The organism is Actinokineospora sp. HUAS TT18, assembly GCF_051364635.1.
GTDB lineage: Bacteria > Actinomycetota > Actinomycetes > Mycobacteriales > Pseudonocardiaceae > Actinokineospora.
Genome location: NZ_CP195645.1, coordinates 416,973 through 441,181 on the forward strand (window position 1 = coordinate 416,973; position 24,209 = coordinate 441,181).

At 69.5% G+C, this 24,209-nt stretch carries 22 protein-coding genes; 7 read left to right on the plus strand and 15 right to left on the minus strand.

Going from position 1 to position 24,209, the window contains the following annotated elements; genetic code table 11:
* Window positions 1-67 precede the first annotated feature (67 nt).
* The 3 genes from ACSHT8_RS01970 to ACSHT8_RS01980 form a co-directional block, all read right to left on the minus strand.
* On the minus strand, window positions 68-1,120 hold the full coding sequence (locus tag ACSHT8_RS01970) for a maleylacetate reductase (RefSeq protein ID WP_436497088.1): 1,053 nt from the start codon (window positions 1,118-1,120) through the stop codon (window positions 68-70).
* Window positions 1,121-1,193: 73 nt separating this feature from the next.
* On the minus strand, window positions 1,194-3,143 hold the full coding sequence (locus tag ACSHT8_RS01975) for a Gfo/Idh/MocA family protein (RefSeq protein ID WP_436497090.1): 1,950 nt from the start codon (window positions 3,141-3,143) through the stop codon (window positions 1,194-1,196).
* A gap of 230 nt (window positions 3,144-3,373) precedes the next feature.
* Complete coding sequence (locus ACSHT8_RS01980) at window positions 3,374-3,985, minus strand: TetR/AcrR family transcriptional regulator (protein WP_436497092.1); 612 nt, start codon at window positions 3,983-3,985, stop codon at window positions 3,374-3,376.
* Window positions 3,986-4,051: 66 nt separating this feature from the next.
* Between ACSHT8_RS01980 and ACSHT8_RS01985 the strand changes: the two genes are divergently transcribed.
* A complete protein-coding gene (locus ACSHT8_RS01985; RefSeq protein WP_436497094.1) occupies window positions 4,052-4,534 on the plus strand; it encodes a quercetin 2,3-dioxygenase in 483 nt (160 codons plus the stop codon).
* 184 nt (window positions 4,535-4,718) lie between these two features.
* Here the strand turns inward: ACSHT8_RS01985 and ACSHT8_RS01990 are convergent, their stop codons facing one another.
* From ACSHT8_RS01990 to ACSHT8_RS02010, 5 genes are all read right to left on the minus strand, one after another.
* Window positions 4,719-5,540: a carbohydrate ABC transporter permease gene (locus ACSHT8_RS01990; protein WP_436497096.1), complete on the minus strand. Its 822-nt coding sequence runs from the start codon at window positions 5,538-5,540 to the stop codon at window positions 4,719-4,721.
* On the minus strand, window positions 5,533-6,483 hold the full coding sequence (locus ACSHT8_RS01995; protein WP_436497098.1) for a carbohydrate ABC transporter permease: 951 nt from the start codon (window positions 6,481-6,483) through the stop codon (window positions 5,533-5,535). The genes ACSHT8_RS01990 and ACSHT8_RS01995 overlap by 8 nt, the downstream gene beginning before the upstream one ends.
* Window positions 6,480-7,775 (minus strand): ABC transporter substrate-binding protein, encoded by a 1,296-nt coding sequence (locus ACSHT8_RS02000; RefSeq protein WP_436497100.1) that lies wholly within the window; start codon window positions 7,773-7,775, stop codon window positions 6,480-6,482. Before ACSHT8_RS02000 ends, ACSHT8_RS01995 begins: the two co-directional genes overlap by 4 nt.
* Before the next feature lie 8 nt (window positions 7,776-7,783).
* Window positions 7,784-8,968 (minus strand): Gfo/Idh/MocA family protein, encoded by a 1,185-nt coding sequence (locus ACSHT8_RS02005; RefSeq protein WP_436497102.1) that lies wholly within the window; start codon window positions 8,966-8,968, stop codon window positions 7,784-7,786.
* Between the two features lie 150 nt (window positions 8,969-9,118).
* Window positions 9,119-10,249 carry an ROK family protein gene (locus tag ACSHT8_RS02010; protein ID WP_436497104.1) on the minus strand — a complete coding sequence of 377 codons (1,131 nt, stop codon included), beginning with the start codon at window positions 10,247-10,249 and terminating at the stop codon, window positions 9,119-9,121.
* A gap of 140 nt (window positions 10,250-10,389) precedes the next feature.
* Between ACSHT8_RS02010 and ACSHT8_RS02015 the strand changes: the two genes are divergently transcribed.
* Together ACSHT8_RS02015 and ACSHT8_RS02020 are read left to right on the plus strand one after the other, a co-directional pair.
* A complete protein-coding gene (locus tag ACSHT8_RS02015) occupies window positions 10,390-11,436 on the plus strand; it encodes a zinc-dependent alcohol dehydrogenase family protein (RefSeq protein ID WP_436497106.1) in 1,047 nt (348 codons plus the stop codon).
* Window positions 11,437-11,755: 319 nt separating this feature from the next.
* A complete protein-coding gene (locus ACSHT8_RS02020) occupies window positions 11,756-15,184 on the plus strand; it encodes a ThuA domain-containing protein (RefSeq protein ID WP_436497108.1) in 3,429 nt (1,142 codons plus the stop codon).
* Between the two features lie 50 nt (window positions 15,185-15,234).
* On the opposite strand, the gene ACSHT8_RS02025 is transcribed toward ACSHT8_RS02020, so the two are convergent.
* The 4 genes from ACSHT8_RS02025 to ACSHT8_RS02040 are packed head-to-tail and all read right to left on the minus strand — an operon-like array spanning window position 15,235 to window position 17,950.
* Window positions 15,235-15,756 carry a DUF3558 family protein gene (locus ACSHT8_RS02025; RefSeq protein WP_436497110.1) on the minus strand — a complete coding sequence of 174 codons (522 nt, stop codon included), beginning with the start codon at window positions 15,754-15,756 and terminating at the stop codon, window positions 15,235-15,237.
* Between the two features lie 52 nt (window positions 15,757-15,808).
* Window positions 15,809-16,162 carry a hypothetical protein gene (locus ACSHT8_RS02030; RefSeq protein WP_436497112.1) on the minus strand — a complete coding sequence of 118 codons (354 nt, stop codon included), beginning with the start codon at window positions 16,160-16,162 and terminating at the stop codon, window positions 15,809-15,811.
* Window positions 16,159-17,286 carry a hypothetical protein gene (locus ACSHT8_RS02035; protein ID WP_436497114.1) on the minus strand — a complete coding sequence of 376 codons (1,128 nt, stop codon included), beginning with the start codon at window positions 17,284-17,286 and terminating at the stop codon, window positions 16,159-16,161. The genes ACSHT8_RS02030 and ACSHT8_RS02035 overlap by 4 nt, the downstream gene beginning before the upstream one ends.
* 7 nt (window positions 17,287-17,293) lie before the next feature.
* Window positions 17,294-17,950, minus strand: a complete 657-nt coding sequence (locus ACSHT8_RS02040) for a TetR/AcrR family transcriptional regulator C-terminal domain-containing protein (RefSeq protein WP_436497116.1) — start codon at window positions 17,948-17,950, stop codon at window positions 17,294-17,296.
* Window positions 17,951-18,028: 78 nt separating this feature from the next.
* On the opposite strand from ACSHT8_RS02040, the gene ACSHT8_RS02045 reads away from it, so the two are divergent.
* A complete protein-coding gene (locus tag ACSHT8_RS02045; protein WP_436497117.1) occupies window positions 18,029-18,712 on the plus strand; it encodes an NAD(P)-dependent oxidoreductase in 684 nt (227 codons plus the stop codon).
* Between the two features lie 63 nt (window positions 18,713-18,775).
* Entirely contained in the window at window positions 18,776-19,447 is a 672-nt protein-coding gene (locus ACSHT8_RS02050) for a molybdopterin-dependent oxidoreductase (RefSeq protein ID WP_436497119.1), read from the plus strand.
* On the opposite strand, the gene ACSHT8_RS02055 is transcribed toward ACSHT8_RS02050, so the two are convergent.
* Together ACSHT8_RS02055 and ACSHT8_RS02060 are read right to left on the minus strand one after the other, a co-directional pair.
* Window positions 19,431-19,655, minus strand: a complete 225-nt coding sequence (locus ACSHT8_RS02055) for a hypothetical protein (RefSeq protein WP_436497121.1) — start codon at window positions 19,653-19,655, stop codon at window positions 19,431-19,433. The genes ACSHT8_RS02050 and ACSHT8_RS02055 overlap by 17 nt on opposite strands.
* Window positions 19,656-19,657: 2 nt before the next feature.
* Window positions 19,658-20,788: an anion permease gene (locus tag ACSHT8_RS02060; RefSeq protein WP_436497123.1), complete on the minus strand. Its 1,131-nt coding sequence runs from the start codon at window positions 20,786-20,788 to the stop codon at window positions 19,658-19,660.
* Window positions 20,789-20,997: 209 nt separating this feature from the next.
* On the opposite strand from ACSHT8_RS02060, the gene ACSHT8_RS02065 reads away from it, so the two are divergent.
* The gene (locus tag ACSHT8_RS02065) at window positions 20,998-21,738 is read left to right on the plus strand and encodes a zinc-dependent metalloprotease family protein (RefSeq protein ID WP_436497125.1); all 741 of its coding nucleotides are present in this window, start codon (window positions 20,998-21,000) and stop codon (window positions 21,736-21,738) included.
* A gap of 7 nt (window positions 21,739-21,745) precedes the next feature.
* Here the strand turns inward: ACSHT8_RS02065 and ACSHT8_RS02070 are convergent, their stop codons facing one another.
* On the minus strand, window positions 21,746-22,612 hold the full coding sequence (locus tag ACSHT8_RS02070; RefSeq protein ID WP_436497127.1) for a hypothetical protein: 867 nt from the start codon (window positions 22,610-22,612) through the stop codon (window positions 21,746-21,748).
* A gap of 151 nt (window positions 22,613-22,763) precedes the next feature.
* Here ACSHT8_RS02070 and ACSHT8_RS02075 point away from each other — a divergent pair, with 151 nt between their 5' ends.
* Window positions 22,764-24,173, plus strand: a complete 1,410-nt coding sequence (locus ACSHT8_RS02075) for an APC family permease (RefSeq protein WP_436497129.1) — start codon at window positions 22,764-22,766, stop codon at window positions 24,171-24,173.
* Window positions 24,174-24,209 lie beyond the last annotated feature (36 nt).

Genomic DNA, 24,209 nt, shown 5'->3' on the forward strand with positions numbered 1-24,209 from the left:
ACCTGGATGATCGCCCGCAGAGTAGGGCGACGGCGACCACCCCGCAACGGTCTCGCCCATGGAATGTCTAACCGCACGCGCTCCGCCCAGCCCACGCGTCGCGCAGCAACCTGGTCAGCGACTCCTTGGTCACCGGCCGCGGGTTCGACGCGGGTACGGCGGGCAGGATGAGCTCGGCGGCCTCGTCGAGGTCGGACTCGCGCAACCCGTAGTCGCGCAACGCAGTCGGCGCGTCGAGGGTCGCGCGCAGCGACGCCAGGCCCGCCACCGCGTCGGCGCCGCCGAACGCCGCCGCGATGCGTTCGGCGGCATCGGGGGCGGCTGGCGCGTTGTAGGCGAGGACGTGTTGCAGGATGACAGCGTGGGTCTGCGCGTGCGGGAGGTTGTAGGCGCCGCCGAGGACGTGGCAGATCTTGTGGTGCAGCCCGGAGCCCGCGGAGGCGAAGGCGACGGCCGACAGGTACGCGCCGCAAAGGGTCTTCTCGTGCCCGCGCAGGTCGCCCGGATCAGCCTTGATCAACGGGAGCCCGGCCACGAGCACGCGGATGGCTTCGACGGCGAGTGCCTGGTTGATCGGGTCGGTGCGCGGAGCCCACATCGAGTCGACGCTGTGCGCGAGCGCGTTCAGTCCTGATGCGACACTCAGCTCCACCGGGAGGGTCGCCTGCAGGGTCGCGTCGTAGATCACCGTGGCGGGCAGGACTCGGGCGTCCACGCCGGTCGTCTTGCGTGCCGCCTCGGTCATGCCCCACACGTTGGTCGCCTCGGAACCGGCGTAGGTCGTCGGGACGGCGATGATCGGCAGGTCGCTGGTGAGTGCGACGGCCTTGGCCAGCCCGATCGTGGACCCGCCGCCGACGCAGACGAGCAGGTCGATGCCGTGCTTCCTCGCGGCCGCTCGCGCCTTCTCGGCTTTGTCGACCGGGACGTGCGGGGCGACATCGGTATGCAGCAGCGCAGGCTCAATGCCGTGCCAGATCGCGGCGTTCCGTTCCGCCCCAGCGATCACCATGACCGCGGCGGCGTTGAACCGGGCCACCTCGGCGCGCAGGTTCTCGGTGGCTTCGCCCGACGCGAACAGCACACGCTGGCCGAGGGTCTCGTGGTCGAACCGCGTCATGGGGTTGAACGTAGCCGGGGAGACGGCAAGACGCCGCCGGGGGAGTGCCCCGGCGGCGTCTTGCCGGAGTGGTTTACGGGGCCACGCCCATGCCGAAGAAGTGCAGGTCGCTGTTGACGGGAAGGGTGACCGTGTCGACGGACTTGGCCGGGTTGATGGCGACCGAGTGCGCGAAGATCCGGTACGTGTAGTTGGTGTCGCCGTAGCCGCTGGGGCGGTTGCGGCCGATCACACTGGCGACCGTGGTGGCGCCGCCCGCGGCCGGTGCCGTCCAGTTCGGGAAGGTGATCGAGCCCTGGGCGGTGGTGCCGTCGGTGTACTTGACCGTGACCGTGCCGCTGGGCGCGCTGCCGATGCCGGACCCGACCACGACCAGCTTGCTTCCGCTGCCGGTCACCTTGATCACCTGGCCGCGGCCCTGCGCGTTGTTGATCGTGCCGACCCCGGTGGGCCACTTGAGGCTCGCGCCGAGGGCGGTGAAGGTGGCGCCGGGCGCGAGGCCCGCGGCGGTGAGCTTGTCGGCGGAGAAGCTGTTGCCCGCGCCGTCGAAGTTGCCGGGGGTGGTGTTGGACTCGCTGGTGGTGCCGACGTTGTCGAACGCGGCGGCCAGGCTCGCCAGCGGCGCGGTGCCACCGCCGGTCGGCATGTCGGAGGGCGGGGAGTCCAGGCCGGGCCGCGACCTCGTCCAGTCGCCGCGGGTGAAGTCGGGGACCTCGACCGCGGCGCCGCCCAGTGCCAGGGAGTCGACGCTGAGCGGGATCGGCGCGCACCAGGCCGCGGAGTCGTAGACGTCGATGTCCGGGACGAGGCCCGCGCGCATCTGCTGCACGAAGCGCCAGGCCATGATGAAGTCCATGCCGCCGTGGCCGCCGCCGGAGCCCGCGAGCTTGGCCACCAGCCAGTGCTTGTACTGCTCGGCGTAGGTGCCGAAGTCGCGCCAGCCGTGGTCGGTGTGGGCGGGCTCGAAGTAGACCCGCGAGCCCGACGCCGTGCCCGCGTAGCCCTCGAACATGCCGCGGGTGCCCGCGACACTGTTGATCCGGCTGTAGGGGCGGGGCGTGCTGACGTCGTGCGCGGTGCGGATGTCGTAGCCCTTGGACGTCTTGATGTGACAGGTGACCAGGTCGCCGTTGATGTAGGTCTCGTTCCACGAACGGTGCCCGGCAGGCACGAAGCGCTGCCGGTAGTCGGCGAGGCCGCGCGCCGGGGTGGCGGTGGCGTTGACGGTGGTGAAGCGGTCACCGCGGTTGATGTCCATCGCCGCGGCGACCGGGGCGAGGCCGTGCATGTGGTAGAAGCTCGCCGTGCTGCGCGTGTGCCAGAGGCGCCGCCAGTCGTCGGTGTAGTAGCCGTCGTTGAACAGCAGGGCGCGCAGGTCGTGCAGGTAGCCGCCGTGGCCGTTGGTGACCTCGCCGAACACCCCGGCCTGCGACATCTTGACCATGGCCAGTTCGTGGCTGCCGTAGCAGACGTTCTCGGCCAGCATCAGGTGCTTGCGGGTGCGCTCGGAGGTGTCGACCAGGCTCCACAGCTCGGTCATCGACGTGGCGATCGGCAGCTCCACCGCCACGTGCTTGCCCGCCAGCATCGCGTCGCGACCCTGCACGTAGTGGAACTCCCACGGCGTGGCGATGTAGACGAGGTCGACGTCGGTCCGCGCGAGCAGGGCCTGGTAGGAGTCCGCGGAACCGCCGTGGACCGCGGGCCGCGGCCGTCCCCCCGCGACAAGCTGGTCGGCGACGCGCTGCGCGCGGTCGCTGCGGATGTCGCACACGGCGGTGACGACGCAGCCGGGCACCCGGGCCCACTCGCCGGACATGCCGCCACCGCGGTTGCCCAGGCCGATGAGGCCGATGCGGACGGTGGAGTGCGCGGGGAAGGGGACGTCGATCATCGTGGTCTGGCCGGTCTGTCGAGGCGGCGGCACCGCGGCGGCGGCGGAGGTGGCCGAACCCACCCCCACGGCCAGGGCTCCGGTGGCGATTGCGCCGCCGAACAGGGACCGACGGGAGATTTCAGCCATGAAGGCTCCTTCGAACGCAGGGAACAGCGCAGGAGTACCTCGCGGCAGGCCGGACCCCCGGGAGCCGGGTCGAGGTCGCTCGTCGCGCGGTGCTCGCAGGTGTCGCGCGTCGAGACCTCGACTCGGTCGGGAGCTGCTCGCGAGGTGTTCGATCACCGCGGCCGCGATGATCGAACACCCGGATTGTTGACGGATGTTGCTCGAAAGTCAACGAGAAAGTGCATCTTTAATCACAGTTGCCAGGTCCCGTCGGCGAGCGCGTGCCGCAGCAGGCCCTCGGCTGACCAGCGCATGAGCTGGGCGGCCTGCTCCCGCGGCAGCCCGGCGACGTCGGTCAGCCAGACAAGCGACTCGATGCCGACCGTGGCCCGGATGGCGACGGCCAGGCGGTGCACGCCGTCGTCGGTCAGGCGCGGCCGCAGCGGTTCGAGGGCGTCCTCGATCCAGCCGATCGCCCGCCCTTTGCGCAGGGGCAACTCGTTCGGGGTGGTGCCGGGCTCCAGGGACAGCCGCAGCATCGTCCGCTGCTGCGGCTCAGACTCGATGATGAGCGTGACGAGGGAAGTGATCACCGTGCGCAGCCGGTCCTCGACGTCGTCACCCGCGTCGGGCGGCAGCAGCGAGGCGATCTCGGTCTCGGGATGCGCCGCGACGAGCAGCGCCTTCTGGTTGGGGAAGTACCGGTAGGCCGTCGTGCGCGAGATCGAGGCCGCGGCCGCCGCCTCCTCGACGGTCGGCGGCGCGCCGCCCTGCGCGATCAGCTCGCGCGCCGCGGCGATCAGGTCGTTGCGGGTGCGCTGCTTCTGGCGGGAGCGGCCGACCAGCTCGTACGGCGTTGACATGGTCTTCACGGTACCGTACGTTCATTATGGGACTTAAGTCCCATGAAGCTGGAAGCAGGCCCACCCATGAAGACACTCGACTCGACAGTGCGACACAGCGGCGAGGGCGAGCGGAGGTGGTTCTGCGGCGGCGGACTGATGACGTGGAAGGCCACCGCCGCCGAGACCGGCGGGGCGTTCCTGCTGTTCGAGGACGCGATGGAAGCGGGCAAGGTCACCCCGCTGCACGTCCATCCCGAGGTGGACGAGACGTTCTACTTGCTCGAAGGCGAGATCTCGCTGTTCGTCGACGGGAGACACCAGACTTTGGCCGCGGGCGGCGTCGCGGTGCTGCCACGCGGCGTTCCGCACGCCTTCAAGGTCACCGCCACGGGCACCCGCCTCCTGTGCCTGCACACCCCCGGCGGCGACGAGGAGTTCTACCGCCTCGCCAGCGAACCCGCCCCGGACGGCAGCCCCGCGATCCCCGTCGACTTCGCCCGCGTCGGCGCCGCCGCCCGCACGACCGGCGCCATCGAGATCCTCGGCCCACCCCCGTTCGACGCGTGACGCTCATGGACTCCGCCGCCTCACCCCGTGCGACATCCGCGCCGCGCGCGCGAGCCTGGCCCTGACCGCCGCGGTCTGGGCGGATAGTCGCCAGGGTCGCCCCCTCGCCGGTTCGCTTGGCAGGCCAACCTCGACTCCGTCGGCTGACCTTGGTGCCACGCGGCACCAAGGCCAGCCACCAGCTCTACTTGAGGCCGGTGTGGGCGATGCCGTCGATCACCCGGCGCTGCAGCACGATGAACAGCACCAGGACCGGCGCCATCGCCAGGATGCTCGCCGCCATCACCAGCGGGATCTGGGTGCTGCGTTCACCCTGCAGCGTCGCGAGGCCGACCGACAGCGGCATGCTGGCGTCCTCGGTCGTGACGACGAGGGGCCACAGCAGGTCGTTCCACGACCACAGCACCGTGATGATCGCCAGCGCGACGAGCCCCGGTTTGGTGAGTGGCAGCATCACCCGCCAGAAGATCTGGAACGGGTTGCAGCCGTCGAGGCGGGCGGCCTCCTCCAACTCGGTCGGCAGCGCCGCGAAGAACTGGCGCATGAGGAATGTCCCGAACGCGCTGAACACACCGGGGGCGACGACGCCCTGCACGGTGTTCAGCCACTGCATCGACTCGATGATCTCGTACTGCGGGATCAGGTAGACCTGGCTGGGCACCATGAGGATCGACAGCGTCAGCGCGAGCAGCACGCCGCGGCCGCGGAACCGCATGCGGGCGAACGCGTAGCCCGCCATCGAGCACAGGACGAGCTGGGCGCCGGTGCGGATCACGGTGATCAGCACGGACACCCAGAACTGGGACATGAACGGCAGCCGCTCGAAGACGAGCGCGTAGTTCGCCAGGCTGGGCGCGGCCGGGAGGGTGGGGGTCGCGCTCGTCGCCTCGCTCTGCGTGGACAGGCTGAGGATGATCTGCCACAGGAACGGGAAGACCATGGTCGCGGCGCCCACGGACAGGACCAGGTGGGTGGGCCAGGACCGGCCCTGCTTGATGTCAGACATCGTGCACCCACTTGCGCTGCAAGAGGAACTGGATGGCGGTGACGCTGGCGATGATCACCAGGATCATGATGGCGACCGCGGCGCCGTAGCCCTTCTCGTTGTTCGGGAACGACGCCTCGTAGAACAGGAAGACCAGCGACTTCGTCTCCCGCATCACCGGGTTCGACGCGCCGACCAGCGCGTAGAGCAGGTCGAACAGCTGCAGGCCCGCGATCACCGTCACGACGGTCACGAAGAACACCGACCGGCCGACCATCGGGACGGTGATGGAGAGGAACTGCCGGGTGGGGGAGGCGCCGTCCAGCGAAGCGGCCTCGTACAGCTCCCGGGGCACGTTCTTCAGCGCGGCCGACAGGATGATGATGTTGAACCCGAGGGACAGCCACAGCCCGAGGACCGCGGTGGCGACCAGCGACCAGCCGGGCGTCGACACCCAGTACGTGCCCTCGATCCCGACCAGCCCGAGCGTCCAGTTCAGGATCCCGAAGTCGCCGTTGTAGATGACCTTCCACACCTGGGCGATGGCGACCGGCATCGCCACGTACGGCAGGAAGAACAGCGTCCGGTAGATCTTCGCGCCGCGCAGCCCCGGGCGGTTCAGCAGGGCCGACAGCACCAGCGCGATGGGCACGCCCAGCACGACGATGGCGGTGTAGATGAGCGTGTTGAGCGCGGCGCCGCCCAGTTCCGGGTCGGAGAACAGCCGCACGTAGTTGTCGGCGCCGATCCAGGTGGACCCGCCGAACACACCCCACTCGGTGAAGCTGAAGTACGCGGTGCGGACGATCGGCCACAGGTAGAACACCGCGATGCCGAACATCAGCGGCCCGACGAACAGCCAGGGCCACGCACCGTGCGCGGTGGGTTGTCTGCGCGGCCGGGCCGGAACGCCCGGCGCGGGGGTGGTGACCCCCGCGCCGGGCGCCGTGGCTGGCGCGGTCATTCCTTCTCCAGCGCCTTGTTCATGGCGTCGGCCATGGCCTTGGCGACCTCGCCGACCGGCTTGGCGCCGGAGAACGCGTCGGGCAGCAGCTGCGGCTCGAACTTGCCCCATGCGGCGGAGTTCTTGCTCACCGGGTAGGGCACCGCGTAGTTCTCGGCGCCGTCGAGGAACACCTTCAGGTCGGCGCCGGGCAGCACCTTGAGGAACGACTCCTGGGTGTCCTTGTACGCCGAGATCACGCCGCTGAGCTTGCTGAAGGTGACCGCGGCCTCGTTCGAGGACACGTAGGTGAGGAACGCCTCCGCCGCGGCCTTGTTCTTGGTGTCGGCGCTGACCACGTTCGCCAGCCCGTGGATGACCGTGGCCTGCTTCTTGTCCTGCGGCAGCGGCGCGACGGCCACGTCGGCGGCGAGCGGGCTCTCGGCGATGAGCTTGGTGTCCCACGAACCGGTCCACAGCATGGCGGCCCGACCGCTGGTGAACCGGTTGAGGGCCGGGGTGTCGGCGTCCTGCGCGAGGGTCGGCATGGCGTCGGCGGCGATCAGGTCGGTCCACACCTGCAGGCCGCGGATGGCCTCCGGGGAGTCGAAGCCGGACTTCTTGCCGTCGGCGGAGATGATCTCGCCGCCCGCCGCGGCGATCGTGTCGTAGTAGGTCTGCTGGCCGCCGTCGACGAGCGTGGCGGTGACGCCGAAGACGTCCTTGGCCTTCAGCTTCGCGCGGATGTCCTTGGCGGCCTGGGTGAACTGCTCGACGGTCCAGTCGGACTTCGGCTCGGCGACACCGGCCTCGGCGAACAGCTTCTTGTTGTAGAACACCGCGATGGTGTCGTAGTCCTTCGGCACGCCGTAGCGGACACCTTCGTAGGTGTAGAGCGTGTCCAACGCCTTCGGGTAGTTCGCCGGGTCGATCTTCTTGTTGTCCACCAGGCCCGTGAGCGGGGCCAGCTTCTTGTTCGCCGCGTACAGCTGGAAGTTCGGGCCGTTCATCCAGAACACGTCGGGCTGGGTCTTCGAGCTGGCCTGGGTCTGGAGCTTGGTCCAGTAGTCCTTGTACGGCGAGATCTGGACGTTGACCTTGACGTTCGGATAGGTCTTGTTGAAGTCGGCGACCACCTGCTTGGCGGCCGCGTCGACGTTCTGCCCCCACACCCCGTAGGTGATCTCCGCCTTCAGGTCGGCGGGGTTGGCGGGCTGCGCCGCGGCACCACTGTCGCCGGACCCGCCGCCGCACCCGGCCAGGGCGACCGACGCGGCGACGAGGGCGGACAGCACGGTTAAGTGCTTCTTCATCAGTACTCCTAGTGGTCGAGCAGGGGACGGGCGGGTTGGTGCGTGGCGAAGTAGGTGGCGATCTCCGGTTCGACCGGGGGAACGCGCTGCGGGGTCGAGCCGGTGCGCAGCGACCGGGTGGCGGCGACCCCGGTGGCGATGGCCTCGCGCGCGGACACCGGGTCGGTGTCGGTCGGCTCGCCGTCGCGGACGAGCCGCAGGAACTCGGTCATCGTCAGCAGGTCGGCGTCGCCGTGGCCGTCGTCGCCGTCGATCGGGTATGACCGGTCGCCTTCGGCGTCGTAGCCGGAGCGCTTCGTCCACACCCGCACCTGGCCGCCCGCGCCGTCGCCGAAGTTCTCGATCCGGCCCTCGGTGCCGATGACGGTGTAGTTGCGCCAGTAGTCCGGGGTGTAGTGGCACTGCTGGTAGCTGGCCAGCACACCGTTGTCGAGTCGCATGAGGACCATCGACAGGTCCTCGACGTCGATGGCCTCGTTGAGGTCGGTCTGGGCCAGCGGCGGCCAGTTGTCCAGGGAGAACCAGTCGCGCATCGTGCGGTCGCTGTTGTCCCGGCGCGAGTCGACGCGGTCGTAGACCGTCAGGTCGCCCATCGCGACGACCTCGCGGGTGACCCCGCCCGCGAGCCAGTGGATCACGTCGATGTCATGCGCGCCCTTCTGCAGCAGCAGCGACGTCGTCTTCGCGCGTTCGGCGTGCCAGTCCTTGAAGTAGTAGTCGCCGCCGTGGCCGACGAAGTGCCTGCACCAGATCGAGGTCACCTCGCCGATCTCGCCGCGCGCGATGATCTCCCGCATGAGCCGCACGACGTGCATGTGCCGCATGTTGTGACCGACGTACAGCTTGGCGCCCGAGCGGTGCGCGGCGGCGAGCACGCGGTCGGCGTCCTCGATCGTGGTCGCCAGCGGCTTCTCCAGGTACACCGCGACCCCGGCGGCGAGCAGCTGCTCGCTCACGTCGGCGTGGGTGTGGTCGGGGCTGGTGACGATCGCGGCGTCCAGGTCCGGGCACGCGGTCAGCAGCGCGGTGACGTCCCGGTACACCGGCAGGTCGCCGAACCAGCGGGCCGCGCGGTCGGCGGCCCGGTCGTCGGGGTCGACCGCGGCGACCAGCGTGGCCCCCGCGGCCACCGCGTGCTCGGCGATGTGCGCTCGCGCACCGACCCCGATGACGGCGATGGTCAGGTCGTTCATCAGGTGCGTCTCCGGGTGATGTCCAGCCAGTAGTGAAAACGGCTTTTCTTACTGTTGGGTGTGGAGAGTTGCTGGAGATGCTTGGTCAACACAAGGTTTGTTTGAGTCAGTTACCCAACTGTGACCTAGTTGGGTCGCCGGGTTTCACAATCAGACGGGAGCGTGCTCACGCAGGTTGAGCAAGGGGGCGCTGACGTCGGGGCTGCGCAGCAGGGTCGCGCCGACGTTGTCGAAGGTCCGCAGGACCCCGCCGAGCGACACGTCCAGCTCGCCGAGCGCGTGCCCGACGATGGGGTACTCGAACGGCAGGTTGAGCTGGGCGGCGACCTTGGGCCGCAGCATCGGGACGAGCAGGTCGGCGTATCGGCCGAGCCGCCCGCCGAGTACGACGAGATCCGGGTCGACCGCGGCGAGCAGGCCGCCGACCGCGAGGGCCATCCGGTCGGTCAGCTCCTCGGCGAGTTCGAGCCCGTCCGGCCCGCCTGCCGCGAGCCGCGCGTCCGTGGCCTCGATGTGCTCCCATGGCCCCTCGTCGCCGCGCACCGGCCCGGAGAGGACCCGCAGCGCCAGCAGCTCGCCCGCCTGGTGGTGGCGCCCGACGTGCACCCGCCCGCCGAGGACGATCCGCGCCGAGACGTGGAACCAGGTGAGCAGGTACAGGCTGGTGTCGGCGAACCGGGAGGCACCGAGTGTGGCCTCGGCGCCCGCGGCGAGCACGAGGTCGTTCTCCACCGTGACCGGGCACCCGAACAGGTCGCTCAACCGCCCCGCGATGTCCACACCCTGCCACTCCCGCACCGCGGGCGAGTGCGACAGCCTGCCGTCCCCGCCGACGATCCCGGGCACCGCGACCGTGATGCCCGCCAGCGTGTTGAGCGGCAGCCGCGCCGCGTCGAACGCCCGCGCGATGTGGTCCCGCAGCGGCGCGATGTCCGCGGCACCCGTGCGCGGGCTGGCGGGTCCATCGGTGTCGGTATGGACGACGTCCCCCGCCAGATCGGCGATCGCCACCCGCTGCCGGACGTCGGCGAGGTCCAGCCCGACGACGTGGTGCCGCTCGGCGCGGAAGCGGTAGCGCCGCGCGGGCCTGCCCCCACCCGAACTGGGCGGCGCGGGCGCGATGTCGCCGTCCACCAGGCCGTCGGCCTCGAAGTCGCCGACCAGTGCCTCGACGGTGGGCCGGGAGAGCCCGGTGCGCGCGGCCAACTCCCGGATGGTCGCGACCCGCACCTCGCGCAGCCCCTCCAGGCACCGCCCCCGCGGCGTCGTCGCCCTCAGCATGTCCCGTCCCCCCGCGTCGCCCACTGGTTTCGGATACGAGCTTATGTCCAGCGCACTTCCCTGGTCGCGCCATCGCGGCTTCGGTCTCCCGGGTCGCGGTACCTTCGGCTCGGCGGTGGTGGCTCCGGGAAGGACTTCGTGTGCGCGCGGTTGTGTTCGAGACGTTCGGGGTCACTCCCGAGGTACGCGAGGTCGCGGATCCGACGGCGACACCGGACGGTGTGGTGATCGCGGTCGAGGCGACGGGTGTCTGCCGCAGCGACTGGCACGCGTGGCGTGGCCATGATCCGAGCGTGGCGCTGCCGCACGTGGCCGGGCACGAGTTCGCCGGGCGGATCGTGTCAGTCGGCGAACTCGTGCGGGACTGGCGGCCGGGTGACCGGGTCACCGCGCCGTTCGTCTGCGCCTGCGGCGCGTGTCCACAGTGCGCGGTGGGCGACCAGCAGATCTGCGACCACCAGTTCCAGCCCGGCTCCACCCACTGGGGTTCCTTCGCCGAACAGGTGGCCGTCGAGCGAGCGGACGTGAACCTGGTGCGGCTGCCCGAGTCGCTCGGCTCGATCACGGCCGCGGCGCTGGGGTGCCGGTTCGGCACGGCCTTCCGCGCGGTGCTGCGGGTGGGTGAACTGCGGGCGGGGGAGTGGGTGGCCGTCCACGGCTGCGGCGGCGCCGGGTTGTCGGCGGTCATGGTGGCGGTCGCGGCCGGAGCGCGGGTCGTCGCGGTCGACCTGTCGCCGGACGCGCTCGCGCTGGCCGAGTCCCTCGGCGCGGTGGCCACGGTCAACGGCGCCGACGTCGAGGACACCGGCGCCGCCGTCCGCGAGATCACCGGGGGCGGCGCCCACCTGTCACTGGACTGCGTCGGGCACCCGACCACGTGCGCGTCGTCGGTCGACTCCCTGCGGAAGCGGGGCAGGCACGTGCAGGTCGGCCTGATGCCGCCAACGCAAGGCGTCCCGCCGATCCCGATGCACCGGGTGATCGGCGACGAACTGCGGATCCTGGGCAGCCACGGGGTTCAGGCGCACGAGTACCCGGCGATGTTCCGGCTCATCGAGCAGTCGCGGCTGGACCTCGGCGTGATCGTCGGCGACCGAATCGGCCTCTCGGACGTGCCCGCCGCGCTGGAGGCGATGAACAATCCGGTTCCAGCGCGGGCGGGCGTGACGGTCGTGGACCTGCGCTAGTGGGATTCGTGGGCGCCGAGCAGGTCGATGTCGAACGAGCGCACCAGCTTGCCGGGACGCGGGCGAACTCGACGTGACCCCCATTCACCCGGTTGGCGCACCGGATCGAACGGACTGCGCCAGACGGACGACAGGCGTGTCCTGTACCGGTCCTGTCATGCGGAAGTTAAGTCTTGTCTCTTCGTGGTAGACGCCCTACTGTGCGTGGGAAAGCGCTTGCCGAACGACTCCGACCACGCCGCCGCTCCTGGCTGTCCACTATGGACGGCCAGCTCCCTGGTGCGACCGCGACGGCACTTCGACCCTGTACGGAGCAGACATGAGGTTGTTCAAGCCGCTACTGGCGGCACTGGCCGCGTTGCTCTTCATCGGCGCCGCCGCGGTTCCCGCGCAGGCCGCGCCCAGGTTCCGGGTTCTGGTGTTCTCCAAGGTCACGTTCTTCACCCACAGCTCGATCCCGGCGGGAAAGGCCGCGATCCAGAAGCTGGGCGTCGACCACAACTTCGAGGTGGTCGTCTCCGACGACGCGAACCAGTTCACCGACGCCAACCTGGCCACCTTCGACGCGATCGTCTTCAACAACACCAACTCCAACGAGACGTCGGGCGACCTGCTGAACGCCTCGCAGCGGCTCGCGTTCCAGAACTTCATCCGCGGCGGCGGTGGCTGGGCGGGCCTGCACGCCGCCAGCGCCAGCGAGCGCAATTGGCCTTGGTATGAGGGCCTTGTCGGCACGATCTTCTCCAACCACCCGCCGTACAGCACGCCCGAGGGCACCTACCCGGGGCGGATCAAGGTCATCGACCGCGCGCACCCCTCCACGAAGAACCTTCCGGAACTCTGGGAGCGCAGCGAGGAGTGGTACAACTGGCGGACCAACCCGACCGGCAAGGTGCACACGCTCGCGCAGATCAAGCTCCGTGACGGGATCACCGGCACCCTGGACGAGGGCGTCGAACACCCGTACTCGTGGTGCCAGAACTATGACGGCGGCCGGTCCTGGTTCACCGCTGGCGGGCACGCCCCGTCCTCGTTCAACGAGCCGTTCTTCCTGGAGCACCTGCGCTACGGCATCGAGTGGGCCGCGGGCGCGGTCCAGGGCGAGTGCGGCGCGACGAAGACCGGCAGCTTCCAGCGGACCACGCTGGTCGGACAGGACCTGGCCGACCCGTTCGAGCTCGCGGTCGCACCCGACCGCCGGGTGTTCTACATCCAGCGCACGGGCGCGCTGAAGGTGATCGACCAGTCCACGCTGGCCGTCACCACGCTGCTCGACTTCGCCTACACCCCGGAGATGACGAGCCAGTCGGACGGTTTGCTGGGCCTCACCATCGACAACAACTTCGCCACCAACGGCTGGATTTACCTGCTGTGGTCGGACAAGACGCTCAAACAGCTGAACCTGTCCAGGTTCACCGTGGCGAACAACGCGGTGGCGCTCAGCTCGGAGAAGCGGCTGCTCACGATCCCGACGTTCCGCGGCGAGGGCCGGGCCAACTCCCACATGGGCGGGTCCATCGCGATGGACAAGGCGGGCAACCTGTACGCCGCCATCGGTGACAACATCGACCCGTTCGCGTCGTCCGGCTTCACCCCGATCGACGAGCGCGACGGCCGCCGGGCCTACGACGCACAGGGCACGTCGGGCAACACCAACGACTTCCGCGGCAAGGTGCTCCGCATCAGGCCGCAGGCCGACGGCACGTACACGATCCCTTCGGGCAACCTGTTCACCGCGGGCACGGCCAAGACGAAGCCCGAGATCTACGCCATGGGTATGCGCAACCCGTTCCGCATCACCGTCGACCCGGTGACCAACGCGCTGCTCGTGGCCGACTACGGCCCCGACGCGACCGCGGCCAACCCGAACCGCGGTCCTGAAGGGACGGTCGAGTTCAACCGCATCACGAGCGCGGGCAACTACGGCTGGCCGTACTGCGTCGGCAACAACACCCCGTTCAACGACTACGACTTCGCCACCTCCACTTCAGGCGCCAAGTTCAACTGCGCGGCGCCCGTCAACAACTCGCCGAACAACACGGGTCTGACGAACCTCCCGGCGTCGAAGGCGCCGCTGGTCTGGTACGCCTACTCGGCGTCGACCGAGTTCCCCGAGGTCGGCACCGGCGGCGGCGGCCCGATGAGCGGTCCGGTGTACGACTACGACCCGGCGAACCCGCGGGTGACGAAGTTCCCCGAGTACTACGAAGGCAAGTGGATCATCTTCGAGCTGACCCGCAAGTGGTGGAAGACACTGTCGACCCACAAGACGGCGCAGACGTTCACCGATCCGCGGTTCGGCGCGACCAAGGTCGGCGACCTGCAGTCGATCAACGGGATCCTGCCTGACATGTCGTGGATCCAGCCGTTCGAGGCCGAGTTCGGTCCGGACGGGTCGCTCTACGCGATCGACTTCGGCGCGGGCTCGGGCAGCGGCCGCGGCGGGACGAACGAGGGCGCGGGCATCTACCGGATCGACTACGTCGCCAACGGCGTCCCACCGACCGCGAAGATCACCGCGAGCAAGGACAGTGGCTCGGCCCCGCTGACCGTGGCCTTCTCCAGCGGTGGCTCGACGGGGACGAACCTCAGCTACGCCTGGGACTTCGACGGCAACGGCACGGTCGACTCCACCTCCGCCAACCCCACGCACACCTACAGCACCAATGGCCGGTTCAACGCCCGGCTGACGGTCAGCAACAGCGTCGGCTCCGGGGTGGCCGCCACCGAGATCACCGTGGGCAACACCCGGCCGACGGTGAAGCTCAACATCCCGAGCGGCGGCTTCTTCGACTTCGGCGACCACATCCCGTACACCGTGACGGTCACCGATCCCGAGGACGCCACCATCGACTGCTCCCGCGTCGTCGTGCAGACCCTGCTGGGCCACGACGACCACGCGCACCCGCTCGACAACTACATCGGCTGCTCCGGCGTGCTCATCACCGACGCCGACGCGGGCGACGGCCACGGCCCGGGGCAGGACCTCTACACCAGGGTCAGCGCGCAGTACACCGACGGCGGCGGCCCGGGCGGCGTGCCCGCGCTGGTCGGCTCCGTCCAGGTCGAACTGCAGACGAAGGACAAGGAAGCCGAGCACTTCGACGCGCACAGCGGGGTGACCGTGTTCGACCGCGCCACCGCCCGCGCGGGCAAGCGCCTCGGCGACCTCGACCACGGCGACTGGATCAACTTCGGCCCGGTCAACCTGCAGAACATCGGCACGGTCACGGTCGGCGCCTCGTCAGGTGGCCCGGGCGGCGACATCGAGTTCCGCAAGGACTCACCCACCGGCACGCTGCTGGGCAAGGCGACGATCCCGCCGACGGGGAGCTGGGACAACCTGATCTCGCCGACGGCCACCCTCACCAACCCGGGCGGAACGTTCACGCTCTACGCGGTGTTCGCCAACCCGACCCCCGCCGCGGGCACGGACCTGCTGTCGCTCGACTGGCTCCGGTTCAACGGCAGGGGAGTCAAGCAGGAACCTGGAACAACGGTCACGTCGTCGGCCACCCCGGCAACCGGCACGGCACCACTCACGGTCAACCTGACCGCGACGGCCACTCCGGTCGCGGGACGGACCATTGTGGACCAGGAGTGGGTATTCGGTGACAACACGGCGAACGTCCACGCCTTGTCCACGTCGCACACGTACTCCCGCAAGGGCTCGTACACCGCGAGGCTCACGGTGAGGGACAGTACGGGCCAGACCTTCACGGTCACCCACGCGATCACCGTCACCTGACCGACCGCCGGGTGGTGCGGCTGCCCCCGCACCACCCGGCACCGGGTGGATCACCCGACCGGGTCTGGCTTCTTCGCGGTTTCGAGTACGTCCTTCATCGCCGGGATGCCGATGTCACACGCTTTGTACGACTTCTCCTGCCCCCACAGTGCCTCGACCACCACCGTGGCCTGAGTGGTGCCGACATCGAACGTGATCTGGCAGGTGGTCTTGGTGTCGTACTCGTTCTCGGTGGGCACGCCGTCGATCTCGCGGTAGTGCTTGTCGTCGGTCTTGATCGGCAGGCCGCCGGAGTAGCTGGCCATGACGATCACCCTGGTGTCCTTCTTCTCCCCGAACACGCACGCCGGGGACGCCACCCATTCCTTGCGCACGCCGTCCGTGGACTTCAGCTGCGCGATCGCCAGCGTCTTGTCGGTCACCAGCGAGCAGAGGTCCTTGCCGTCGAGGCCCTTGGGCGCGGCGGGAGCCGTGGTCCCACCGGAGGATGACGACGGATCGGTCTCGCTGTCGCACCCAGCCAGCAAACAGGCGGCGGAGACGACGGCGAGCGCGAGGGGTGTGACATTCATGTGGCAAACGTACAGACCGAGGGTCGGTCGTGTTGGCGGTTTGCCGCAAGCACTACCACGCGTCTCGGAGTACCGGTCCTTGTTCGTCATCGTCCTCGGGGCGCGGCGGCTCGACGTCCGCGTTCGCCAACCCGGTGATGTACTCGTCGAGGAACGCGGGTCCCTCGGCGACAAGCGCGGCCTGCTCGGTCTCCGGCAGCCGGTGGAACCGGTCGATCTCGGCGAGGGTGTCGTCCATTGTCGACTCCACCGCCCAGTCGCGGGTCAGCAGGTCGCGCGGGGTGAGGCGGCCTGCGACGACCTCCTTCGCGAAGTCGGCCATCGCGCCATCGTCCGCCGTGGCCAATGCGCGGAACAGGTTGCGCTGCGCCTGCGCGCCCTCGGTGGTCGCGAACGGGTTCGTCATCGCGCCGCCGGGTGGTCGAAGTAGGACCACGGCCAGATCGCGTGCACACCGTCGCCCTGGGCCCGTGCGGCCTGTACGACGGCGGCGAAACCGTGGGCGAGGGCCCACAGCTGGTCGATCGCGGACTGGATCTCGTTCGCCACGCCGATGATCGAGCCGATGAACTTCGCCGCGCCGCCGGTGGCGACGTCGGCGATCGTGCCGATGAACTTGAGCACCGGCTTGCCCTTCATCGCGGTGAGCAGCGCGACGATGGCGTCGATCAGCGTCTCCAGCAGGACGCCGATCGTCTGGTACAGGTGGAAGGCGGACTCGGCGAGCAGCGACACCTTCCTGGCGACGTCGTGGCAGTACTTCGCGTGCTCCGCGCACCCCAGCGCGAACTCGTCGAGCCACCGCTCGGCGGCCGCCGCCGCGTTGCCGTCCCAGGCGTGCTGGATCGCGTAGCGGCCGCGCTGGACGTTCTTGGTGATGCCGTCGAAGGCGGTGCCGGTGTCGGCGATGACGACGCTCTCCCGGTAGATGGCGTTCCAGTCGCCGCTGTAGACCTCGGTGATGCGGTCCAGCGGGCTCCAGCCGAGAATCCGCTCCGCGATCTTGTCCGCCGTCGCGGCCACCGAGCCGAGGTCGCCCGCCTCGAACCACTTGGCGAGCTTGTCCTCCAGCCCCATCGGCCACTTGTCGCGGATCACCTCGTTCTCCAGGCTCGTCTCGCCCGGGCCGTTGTAGTACCGCGTCTCGACCACGTCGGCGAAGCCGCTCGACGCGACCCCGGGCGGCAGTTCGCTCGCCGCGACGTCGCGTGGATACGTCGGGACCCGCGGATACGTCTTGTCCAACCGGTCGGCCTCGTCGCGGTCGGTGTCGCTGTAGAACTTGGCGGCTCTGGTCAGCTCGACCGCCGACGAGCCCGCGAGAGTGAGCGCGCGCCGGGTGTTGCCCTGCGCGTGGAAGCGCAGGTTGTCCAGGTGGCCGGACAACTCGAGAAAGAGGCCCTGGCCCAGGTCGTCGACCTGGTTGTGCTCCAGCGCCTTCAGATGCGCGGCGATGCCCGCGTACTGGCGCTGCACGAGGTCACCGAGCAGCGCGACGGCCTTCGGCGCGACGTCAAAGGTGTCCCCCACAGACCGATCATGGCACAGCCGAGACCTCGTCCGGCCGTAATGCGTCGAGGATGAGGGTGAGGCCGAAGTCGAACTCGTCGGCGTAGTCGTACCCCGGTTGGAGAGCGTGGGAGACGAGTTCCGCGAGGTGCGGGTGGGTGTCGGCGGGCAGGTCGCGCGCGATGTCGCCCGCGATCTCGTCGAACTCGGCACGGTTCGCGAACGGCAGGCTCAGCTCCTGGAGGACGAACCCGTAGAGGTAGCTGTCGATCACGGAGAAGGCGTGCGCGGCCATGGCCACGGAGAAGCCCCCGGCTCGCAGGGCGCCGAGGACGGCGTCGTGGTGGCGCAGGGTCGCGGGGCCGGGCTTGCCGCGGGAGTCCATCAGGCCGACGGCCCAGGGGTGGCGTCGCAGCGCCGCACGCGCGGAGGCGGCGCGGTCGCGCATGGCCTGCTTCCAGTCCGCCGTCGACGTCGGGAGGGCGATCTTGTCGAACACCGCGTCGACCATCCCGTCGAGGATGTCGTCCCGGCCCGCCACGTGGTTGTAGAGCGACATCGCCTCGACGCCCAGCTTGCCCGCGATCGCCCGCATCGTGATCCCGGCCGCGCCCTTCTCGTCGGCCAGCGCCACCGCGGCGGTGACCACGCGCTCGCGGCTGAGCGGCGTTCGCTTGGCGGCCATGGGTGCTTCCTCCTTGTCGGACTTACTTAGTAAGTGTAGCGTGACTTACATAGTAAGTACGACGGAAGGATGGGTCGGATGCGGAAGGTGTGCGTCGTCGGCGCCTCGGGGAAGCTCGGGCGGTACATGGTCAAACACGCGCTGGACCGCGGCTACGAGGTTGTCGGGGTGTGTCGCGAGCGCAGCGTCCCGAAGCTCGCCGAGTTCGCGGATCGGATCACGATCGCTCCCGGACCCACGAACGACCCGGAGGTGATCCAGCAGGCGGTCGCAGGCTGCGACGGCGTCCTCACCGTGCTCGCTCCCTGGGGTGTGCGGCAGTACTCGTCGGGCACGGCGCAGGCGGTGCTCGACTGCGCCGACGCCGACGCGCGCCTGGTGTTCTCCTGCGGCTGGCACATCACCCGCGACGGCTTGGACCAGTACTCCTGGAGGTTCAAGGCGACCGTCCGGCTCGTCACCTGGCTGGCCCGCGCCGTGCGCGCCGTCGAGATCGATGACCAGGTGGAGGCGTGCAGGCGGATCTTCGCCAGCGACCGGCGGTGGACCGTGGTGCGGGGGAGCGACCTCGAAGAAGGTGAGAGCCAGGGCCTGCCGGTGTGGAGCCGCCACGTCGGCGACCCGATCCTGGCGAGCAACCTGACCCGCCGCGTGGACTTCGCGCTGTTCATGGTGACCGCCCTCGCCGACGACACACTCATCCACGAGGCCCCGGCGATCGTCGGCCGACAAACAGCCAGCGCCCTTGCTCATGCGACCTGAACCGCCATTCCATACTGTTTGGTATGGTTGCTACGAAGTGGTGCGACGAAGGGGGCTGGCTCAATGGGAAGACTTCCGCCAGGACAACGACGGATCGAAGGGTTCCCGCGTTTCGGCTCCCACCTGTCCCGGCCCGCCCCGGTCGTTCCCGACGACCCGGTGATCGAGCTGCGCGGCGCGGTGACCGAGGAGTTCGACCTGCCGCTCGCCGCGCTCGCGGCCCTCCCGCGGACGGAGATCACGGCCGACTTCCACTGTGTGGCGGGCTGGACGGCGACCGACCTGCGGTGGGAGGGCGTCTCGTTCGCGACGCTCTACCGCGCTGTCATCGAACCCGCGCTTCCGCCAGGAACGACGATCACCCACGTGAGGTGTCGCGGACTCGACGGCTGGGAGTCCGTGGTGACGATCGACGACGCCATGGCCGACGACGTGCTCATCGCGCTGAACCTCGGCGGCCGCCCGCTCGACAGCGACCACGGGGCGCCGGTCCGCCTGGTCAGTCCCGGCCAGTACGGCTACATCAGCGTCAAGCACCTGTCCCGGATCGAGCCGCTGGCCACCGCTCCGGCGAACACCGAAGGCCCCCTGCTCAGAAGCCATCCGAGGGCGAGGGTCTGGGCGGAGGAGCGACACGGCCTGGTCCCCGGCCGGGTGGTGCGACCGTTCTACCGGTTGTTCATCCGCCCCATCAGGATCCTCAGCGCCCGTGGCGGCATCACCCGGCGACGATGATCCAGAGGCCGAAGGCGACGACGGCCGCGCAGAGGGTGAAGCTCACCACCGCGGTGGCGACACCGAGGACGTCGGAGCGGCCCTCGCCGCGCGCGTCGGCGTGGTTGGACCAGCCGCGCACGCCCAAGGCGAAAAGGACCACGGTGCCGACGCCGGTGATCAGGGCCGCGATGAGGACCTCGGCCAGCAGTGCCCAGTTGATGTGCATCGTCAGCCCTTGGTCTCGGCGGGGATCGGTTCGACCGGGATGTCGTTGACGTTGTGCGCGCCGACGGCGTCACGGCGGGAGCGCAGGTAGATGCCAACGCCGAACACCAGGCCCGCGACGGCGACGACGACCGTGCCGAACGTGCCGGACTCGGCGACCAGGCCCGCCAGCGCGCCCGCGAGGCCCGCCGCGGGCAGCGTGATCACCCAGGCCAGCACCATGCGGCCCGCGGTCCGCCACTGCACCTTGGCCTGCGGGGTGCCCAGCCCGGCGCCGAGGATGCCGCCGGAGCACACGTGCGTGGTCGACAGCGCGATGCCCAGGTGCGACGAGGTCAGGATGACCGCGGTGGCGCTGGCCTGGGCGGCGAAGCCCTGCGGCGCGCCGATGTCGGTGATGCCGCGGCCGAGGGTGCGGATGATGCGCCACCCGCCCAGGTAGGTGCCCAGGGCGATGGCGACGCCCGCGCTGATGATGACCCAGGCGGGCGGGCCCGCGTCTTTGGGCAGGCTGCCCGCGCTGATCAGGGTGAGGGTGATGATGCCCATCGTCTTCTGGGCGTCGTTGGTGCCGTGGGCCAGCGACAGCAGCGACGCCGAGGCGATCTGGCCGATCCGGAACCCGCGCGGCGTGCGGCTGGCGGTGGCCCGCCGGGTGATGCGGAAGGCCAGATAGGTCGCGATCATGCCCGCGAGCCCCGCGATGAGCGGCGCCGCCACGGCCGGGACCAGCACCTTCTCCAGCAGCTTGGCGAAGCGCACCGCGTCACTGCCCGCGGCGACCCAGGTCGCCCCGATGAGCCCGCCGAACAGCGCGTGCGACGAGCTCGACGGCAGGCCGACGTACCAGGTCAGCAGGTTCCACACGATGGCCCCGACCAGGCCGCCGAACACCACCGCGGGTGTGATCGCCGCCTCGTCGACCAAGCCGCCCGAGATCGTCTTCGCGACCTCGACCGACAGGAACGCGCCCACCAGGTTCAACACCGCGGCCAGCGCCACCGCCACTCTTGGCCGCAGCGCCCCGGTCGCGATCGACGTGGCCATCGCGTTGGCCGTGTCGTGGAAACCGTTCGTGAAGTCGAAGATCAGCGCGGTCACCACCACCACGGCGACCAGCACAGACACATCCACCGAGCACTCCTCCCCGACGACACACGACGACGCAAACCTACGTTAACCAGCCGTTCACGCCGCGATCGGGGAGTCACTCCGACGGACTAGCGGTGCCGAGCAGGCTGTTCCCGGTTCCGGTCCTCTGACCCGGGGTGTCACCTCCGCGTGCCCGCGTCGTTGGTCTCCATGGTGGGTGACCCCCGCCTGCCGACATCGGAGGTGCGCGCGTGTTCCGACGACTGACCCTCATCGCCGCCGTCACGACTGTCTCAGCCATCACCACGTTCCCCGGTCCAGCCGCCGCCGACCCGGTCGTGCTGCCCGACATCGACGGCGGGCTACTGTCCTGCACCCAGCTGGTTCCCCACGTGCTTTCCCTTGACTCCACCCCGGTCCGCCTCGACCTGCGGGTCCTGCTCGACGGCGCTCCCCAGAGTGAGGCGCAGACCGCCGTCACCGCCATGCGCCGGGCCTATGAGCCCATCGGCGTCACCATCGCCGACTCCTACCAGCCGGTGTCCTTCACCGGGGTGGACGCGGCCGGACTCAACCAACAGGCCAAGGACTTCTACGGCGGCTCCCGGCCCGCGGGCATCGACGTCGTCTACACGATGACCACAAAGGACATCACCGCCGCGGGCGTCACCGGAAACAACGTGGCGGGCCTGGCCGACTGCATCGGGGGAGTGCGCTACCCCGACCGCGCCTTCGCCGTGGGCGAGGTGCACGGCATCGGCACGCCGCTGCTGCCGATCCCGGTCACCGACGGCACCGGCAAGATCATGGCGCACGAGGTCGGCCATCTGCTCGGCGGACACCACCACTACTCCAGCCCGGAGGGACTGCTCGCCTCCGATCCCAACGCGCTGACGCTCATGGGTCCGACGCTGAGTCTGATCAGCCTGCGGTTCTCGACCCTCAACACCTTGATGGTCAAGGGACACAGCCAGCAGTACGCGCGGCCATAGCTTCGGCTCACACGACCACGACGCGGAAGGCGTGGACGCACCAGGTGGCGCCGTAGTTGGTCACCCAGAGGTTGGCGGCGTAGCCCTGGACGCGCTGGCCCTTCGCGGTGCCGGTGAGGTAGAGCTGGACGGACCGGCTGCCCGAGCTCTTGCCGTCCATGGCCGCGTCGATCCGCAGCCGAGGTTGGTAACCGACCAGTTCATCGACCTTCTGCGGGCTGGCGATGGCGTCTGAGCACAGCAAGGTCTTCGCGGTGGTGGCGTCGCCCGCGTTGACGCTGTCGAGGAACTTCTGCATGGCGGCCAACGCTTCCGGCGCGACCGGCTGCCCGCCCGCGGTCGGAGTGCGCGCCGTGGTGGAGGTCGGGCTCGGCCGGGTGCGCTCGGTGGACCGCGTGTCGCTCCAGCACCAAGTGTCGTCGTCGCGAGTGACGATCACCTCGACCTGTGTACGGCGCGCGTTCGTGATGAGCGACAGGGTCCCGACGGCTTTGTTCCCGGTGATCTTCGGCTTGCCGACCAAGGTGGCTTCTTGAACTTCCGCGGCGTTGTCGATGACGGTGTCCACGGCGGGCCGCCGCAGCTCGCACGTCAAGTCCAAGAGGACAGTCGTGTCGCGGGCGTCCAATCCGTCCGCCACGTTCCGCAGGACCTCCTCCGGACCGGGAGTGCGAGGCTTGGTGGAGGTTGTGGGCGGCTCTGTGGCGGGTTCGCTCACCAGGAAGCCGGGCGCCACGAATCCGGTGAAGCCGAGGCCGACCACGGTGAGGACCCCCGCGACGGCCGCGATCACCTGGCCGGTCTTCTTCTGCGGCGGGGTGAACCCGTTGCCGTACTGCGTTTCCGGCCTGCCATAGGGATGCGGATGCGCCATGTCGCCTCCTCGCTCGTCGTTGCCGCTACGACGGCGGGTGCGTGCCGCGAGTTCCTTACGGAGGTATTACGGCGGCGCGGGCAGCACATTCCCGGCGAACGGGCAACTTTTCGAAATGGCCGATGTCGGTGTGATCCGGCACACTGTTTCCATGGCGACTGAGACCGCGGCGCCGGAGCCCGCGCAGGCTCAACCCGAGCTCAAGCGGGCCATCGGGCCCAAGCTGCTGTTCTTCTTCGTGATCGGCGACGTCCTCGGCACGGGCATCTACGCGCTCACCGGCAGCGTGGCCGGCCGGGTCGGCGGAGCGCTCTGGCTGCCGTTCCTGGTGGCGTTCATCGTGGCCTTCCTGACCGCGTTCAGCTACCTGGAACTGGTCGGCAAGTATCCGAAGGCCGCCGGTGCCGCGCTGTATACGAACCGTGCGTTCAAGGTCCCGTTCCTGACCTTCCTCGTCGCCTTCACCGTGATGTGCTCCGGCATCACGTCGGCCTCGGCCGCCGCCAGGGCCTTCGGCGCCACCTATCTGCCCGCGTCGTTCAACATCAAGGTTTCGGCGCCGGTCATCGCGATCGTCGCGGTGGTCTTCGTCCTCATGCTGGCCGCGATCAACCTCATCGGGGTGTCCGAGTCGGTCAAGGCGAACGTGGTGCTCACCTGCATCGAGCTGTCCGGCCTGCTGATCATCATCGGGGTCGGCGTGTGGGCGGTGCTGCAGGGCAACGGCGAGCCCGCCCGGCTCACCGAGTTCAACACCGCCGACCAGAACGCGCTGCTGGCCGTCACGGCGGCCACGTCGCTCGCGTTCTTCGCCATGGTGGGCTTCGAGGACTCGGTGAACATGGCCGAGGAGTGCCGGGAACCCGCGCGCATCTTCCCCAAGGCGCTGCTCTACGGCCTCGGCGCCGCGGCGCTGATCTACATCCTGGTGGCGCTCACCTCGTCGCTGCTGATCCCGGCCAACGATCTCGCCGCCGCCAAGTCCAACGCGCTGCTCAACGTCCTCACCGTCGGCGCGCCAGGCTTCCCCCTGCGCGTGTTCGCGTTCATCGGCCTGTTCGCGGTGGTCAACTCGGCCCTGATCAACATGCTGATGGCCAGCCGACTGCTCTACGGCATGGCGAACGAGCGAATCCTGCCCAGGGCGTTCGGCACCGTGCACCCGCTGCGCCGCACGCCGTGGGTGGCGATCCTGGTGACCACCGGCATCGCCGCCGTGCTCGTCGCCTCCGCCGGTGCCGACGGCGTGAGCAAACTGGGCGGCACCACCGCCCTGCTGCTCCTGATCGTCTTCACCGTGGTCAACGCCGCCGTGCTGGTCCTGCGCCGGGAACCTGTGGAGCACAAGCACTTCCGGGCCCCGACGTGGGCCCCGATCGTGGCCGCCGTGCTGTGCGGCTACCTCGCGGTCCCGGTGCTGTCGGGCAGGCCGGCGAGCGACTACTACCTCGCGCTCGGGCTGATCGGCGTGGGGATCGTGCTGTGGCTGATCAACTGGCTGTACCTGCGCGGCAAGGGCGAACGGGTCGAGATCGACCCGACGAAGCTCGGAAAGGGCTGACCTGGACTCAACCGGCGGACACGCCTGATCGGATCG

Excerpts from the sequence above, each read along its gene's own strand:
- ACSHT8_RS01970 (WP_436497088.1), bottom strand. The coding sequence starts at position 1,120 with ATGACGCGGTTCGACCACGAGACCCTCGGCCAGCGTGTGCTGTTCGCG.
- ACSHT8_RS01975 (WP_436497090.1), bottom strand. The coding sequence starts at position 3,143 with ATGGCTGAAATCTCCCGTCGGTCCCTGTTCGGCGGCGCAATCGCCACC.
- ACSHT8_RS01980 (WP_436497092.1), bottom strand. The coding sequence starts at position 3,985 with ATGTCAACGCCGTACGAGCTGGTCGGCCGCTCCCGCCAGAAGCAGCGC.
- ACSHT8_RS01985 (WP_436497094.1), top strand. The coding sequence starts at position 4,052 with ATGAAGACACTCGACTCGACAGTGCGACACAGCGGCGAGGGCGAGCGG.
- ACSHT8_RS01990 (WP_436497096.1), bottom strand. The coding sequence starts at position 5,540 with ATGTCTGACATCAAGCAGGGCCGGTCCTGGCCCACCCACCTGGTCCTG.
- ACSHT8_RS01995 (WP_436497098.1), bottom strand. The coding sequence starts at position 6,483 with ATGACCGCGCCAGCCACGGCGCCCGGCGCGGGGGTCACCACCCCCGCG.
- ACSHT8_RS02000 (WP_436497100.1), bottom strand. The coding sequence starts at position 7,775 with ATGAAGAAGCACTTAACCGTGCTGTCCGCCCTCGTCGCCGCGTCGGTC.
- ACSHT8_RS02005 (WP_436497102.1), bottom strand. The coding sequence starts at position 8,968 with ATGAACGACCTGACCATCGCCGTCATCGGGGTCGGTGCGCGAGCGCAC.
- ACSHT8_RS02010 (WP_436497104.1), bottom strand. The coding sequence starts at position 10,249 with ATGCTGAGGGCGACGACGCCGCGGGGGCGGTGCCTGGAGGGGCTGCGC.
- ACSHT8_RS02020 (WP_436497108.1), top strand. The coding sequence starts at position 11,756 with ATGAGGTTGTTCAAGCCGCTACTGGCGGCACTGGCCGCGTTGCTCTTC.
- ACSHT8_RS02025 (WP_436497110.1), bottom strand. The coding sequence starts at position 15,756 with ATGAATGTCACACCCCTCGCGCTCGCCGTCGTCTCCGCCGCCTGTTTG.
- ACSHT8_RS02030 (WP_436497112.1), bottom strand. The coding sequence starts at position 16,162 with ATGACGAACCCGTTCGCGACCACCGAGGGCGCGCAGGCGCAGCGCAAC.
- ACSHT8_RS02040 (WP_436497116.1), bottom strand. The coding sequence starts at position 17,950 with ATGGCCGCCAAGCGAACGCCGCTCAGCCGCGAGCGCGTGGTCACCGCC.
- ACSHT8_RS02045 (WP_436497117.1), top strand. The coding sequence starts at position 18,029 with ATGCGGAAGGTGTGCGTCGTCGGCGCCTCGGGGAAGCTCGGGCGGTAC.
- ACSHT8_RS02050 (WP_436497119.1), top strand. The coding sequence starts at position 18,776 with ATGGGAAGACTTCCGCCAGGACAACGACGGATCGAAGGGTTCCCGCGT.
- ACSHT8_RS02055 (WP_436497121.1), bottom strand. The coding sequence starts at position 19,655 with ATGCACATCAACTGGGCACTGCTGGCCGAGGTCCTCATCGCGGCCCTG.
- ACSHT8_RS02070 (WP_436497127.1), bottom strand. The coding sequence starts at position 22,612 with ATGGCGCATCCGCATCCCTATGGCAGGCCGGAAACGCAGTACGGCAAC.
- ACSHT8_RS02075 (WP_436497129.1), top strand. The coding sequence starts at position 22,764 with ATGGCGACTGAGACCGCGGCGCCGGAGCCCGCGCAGGCTCAACCCGAG.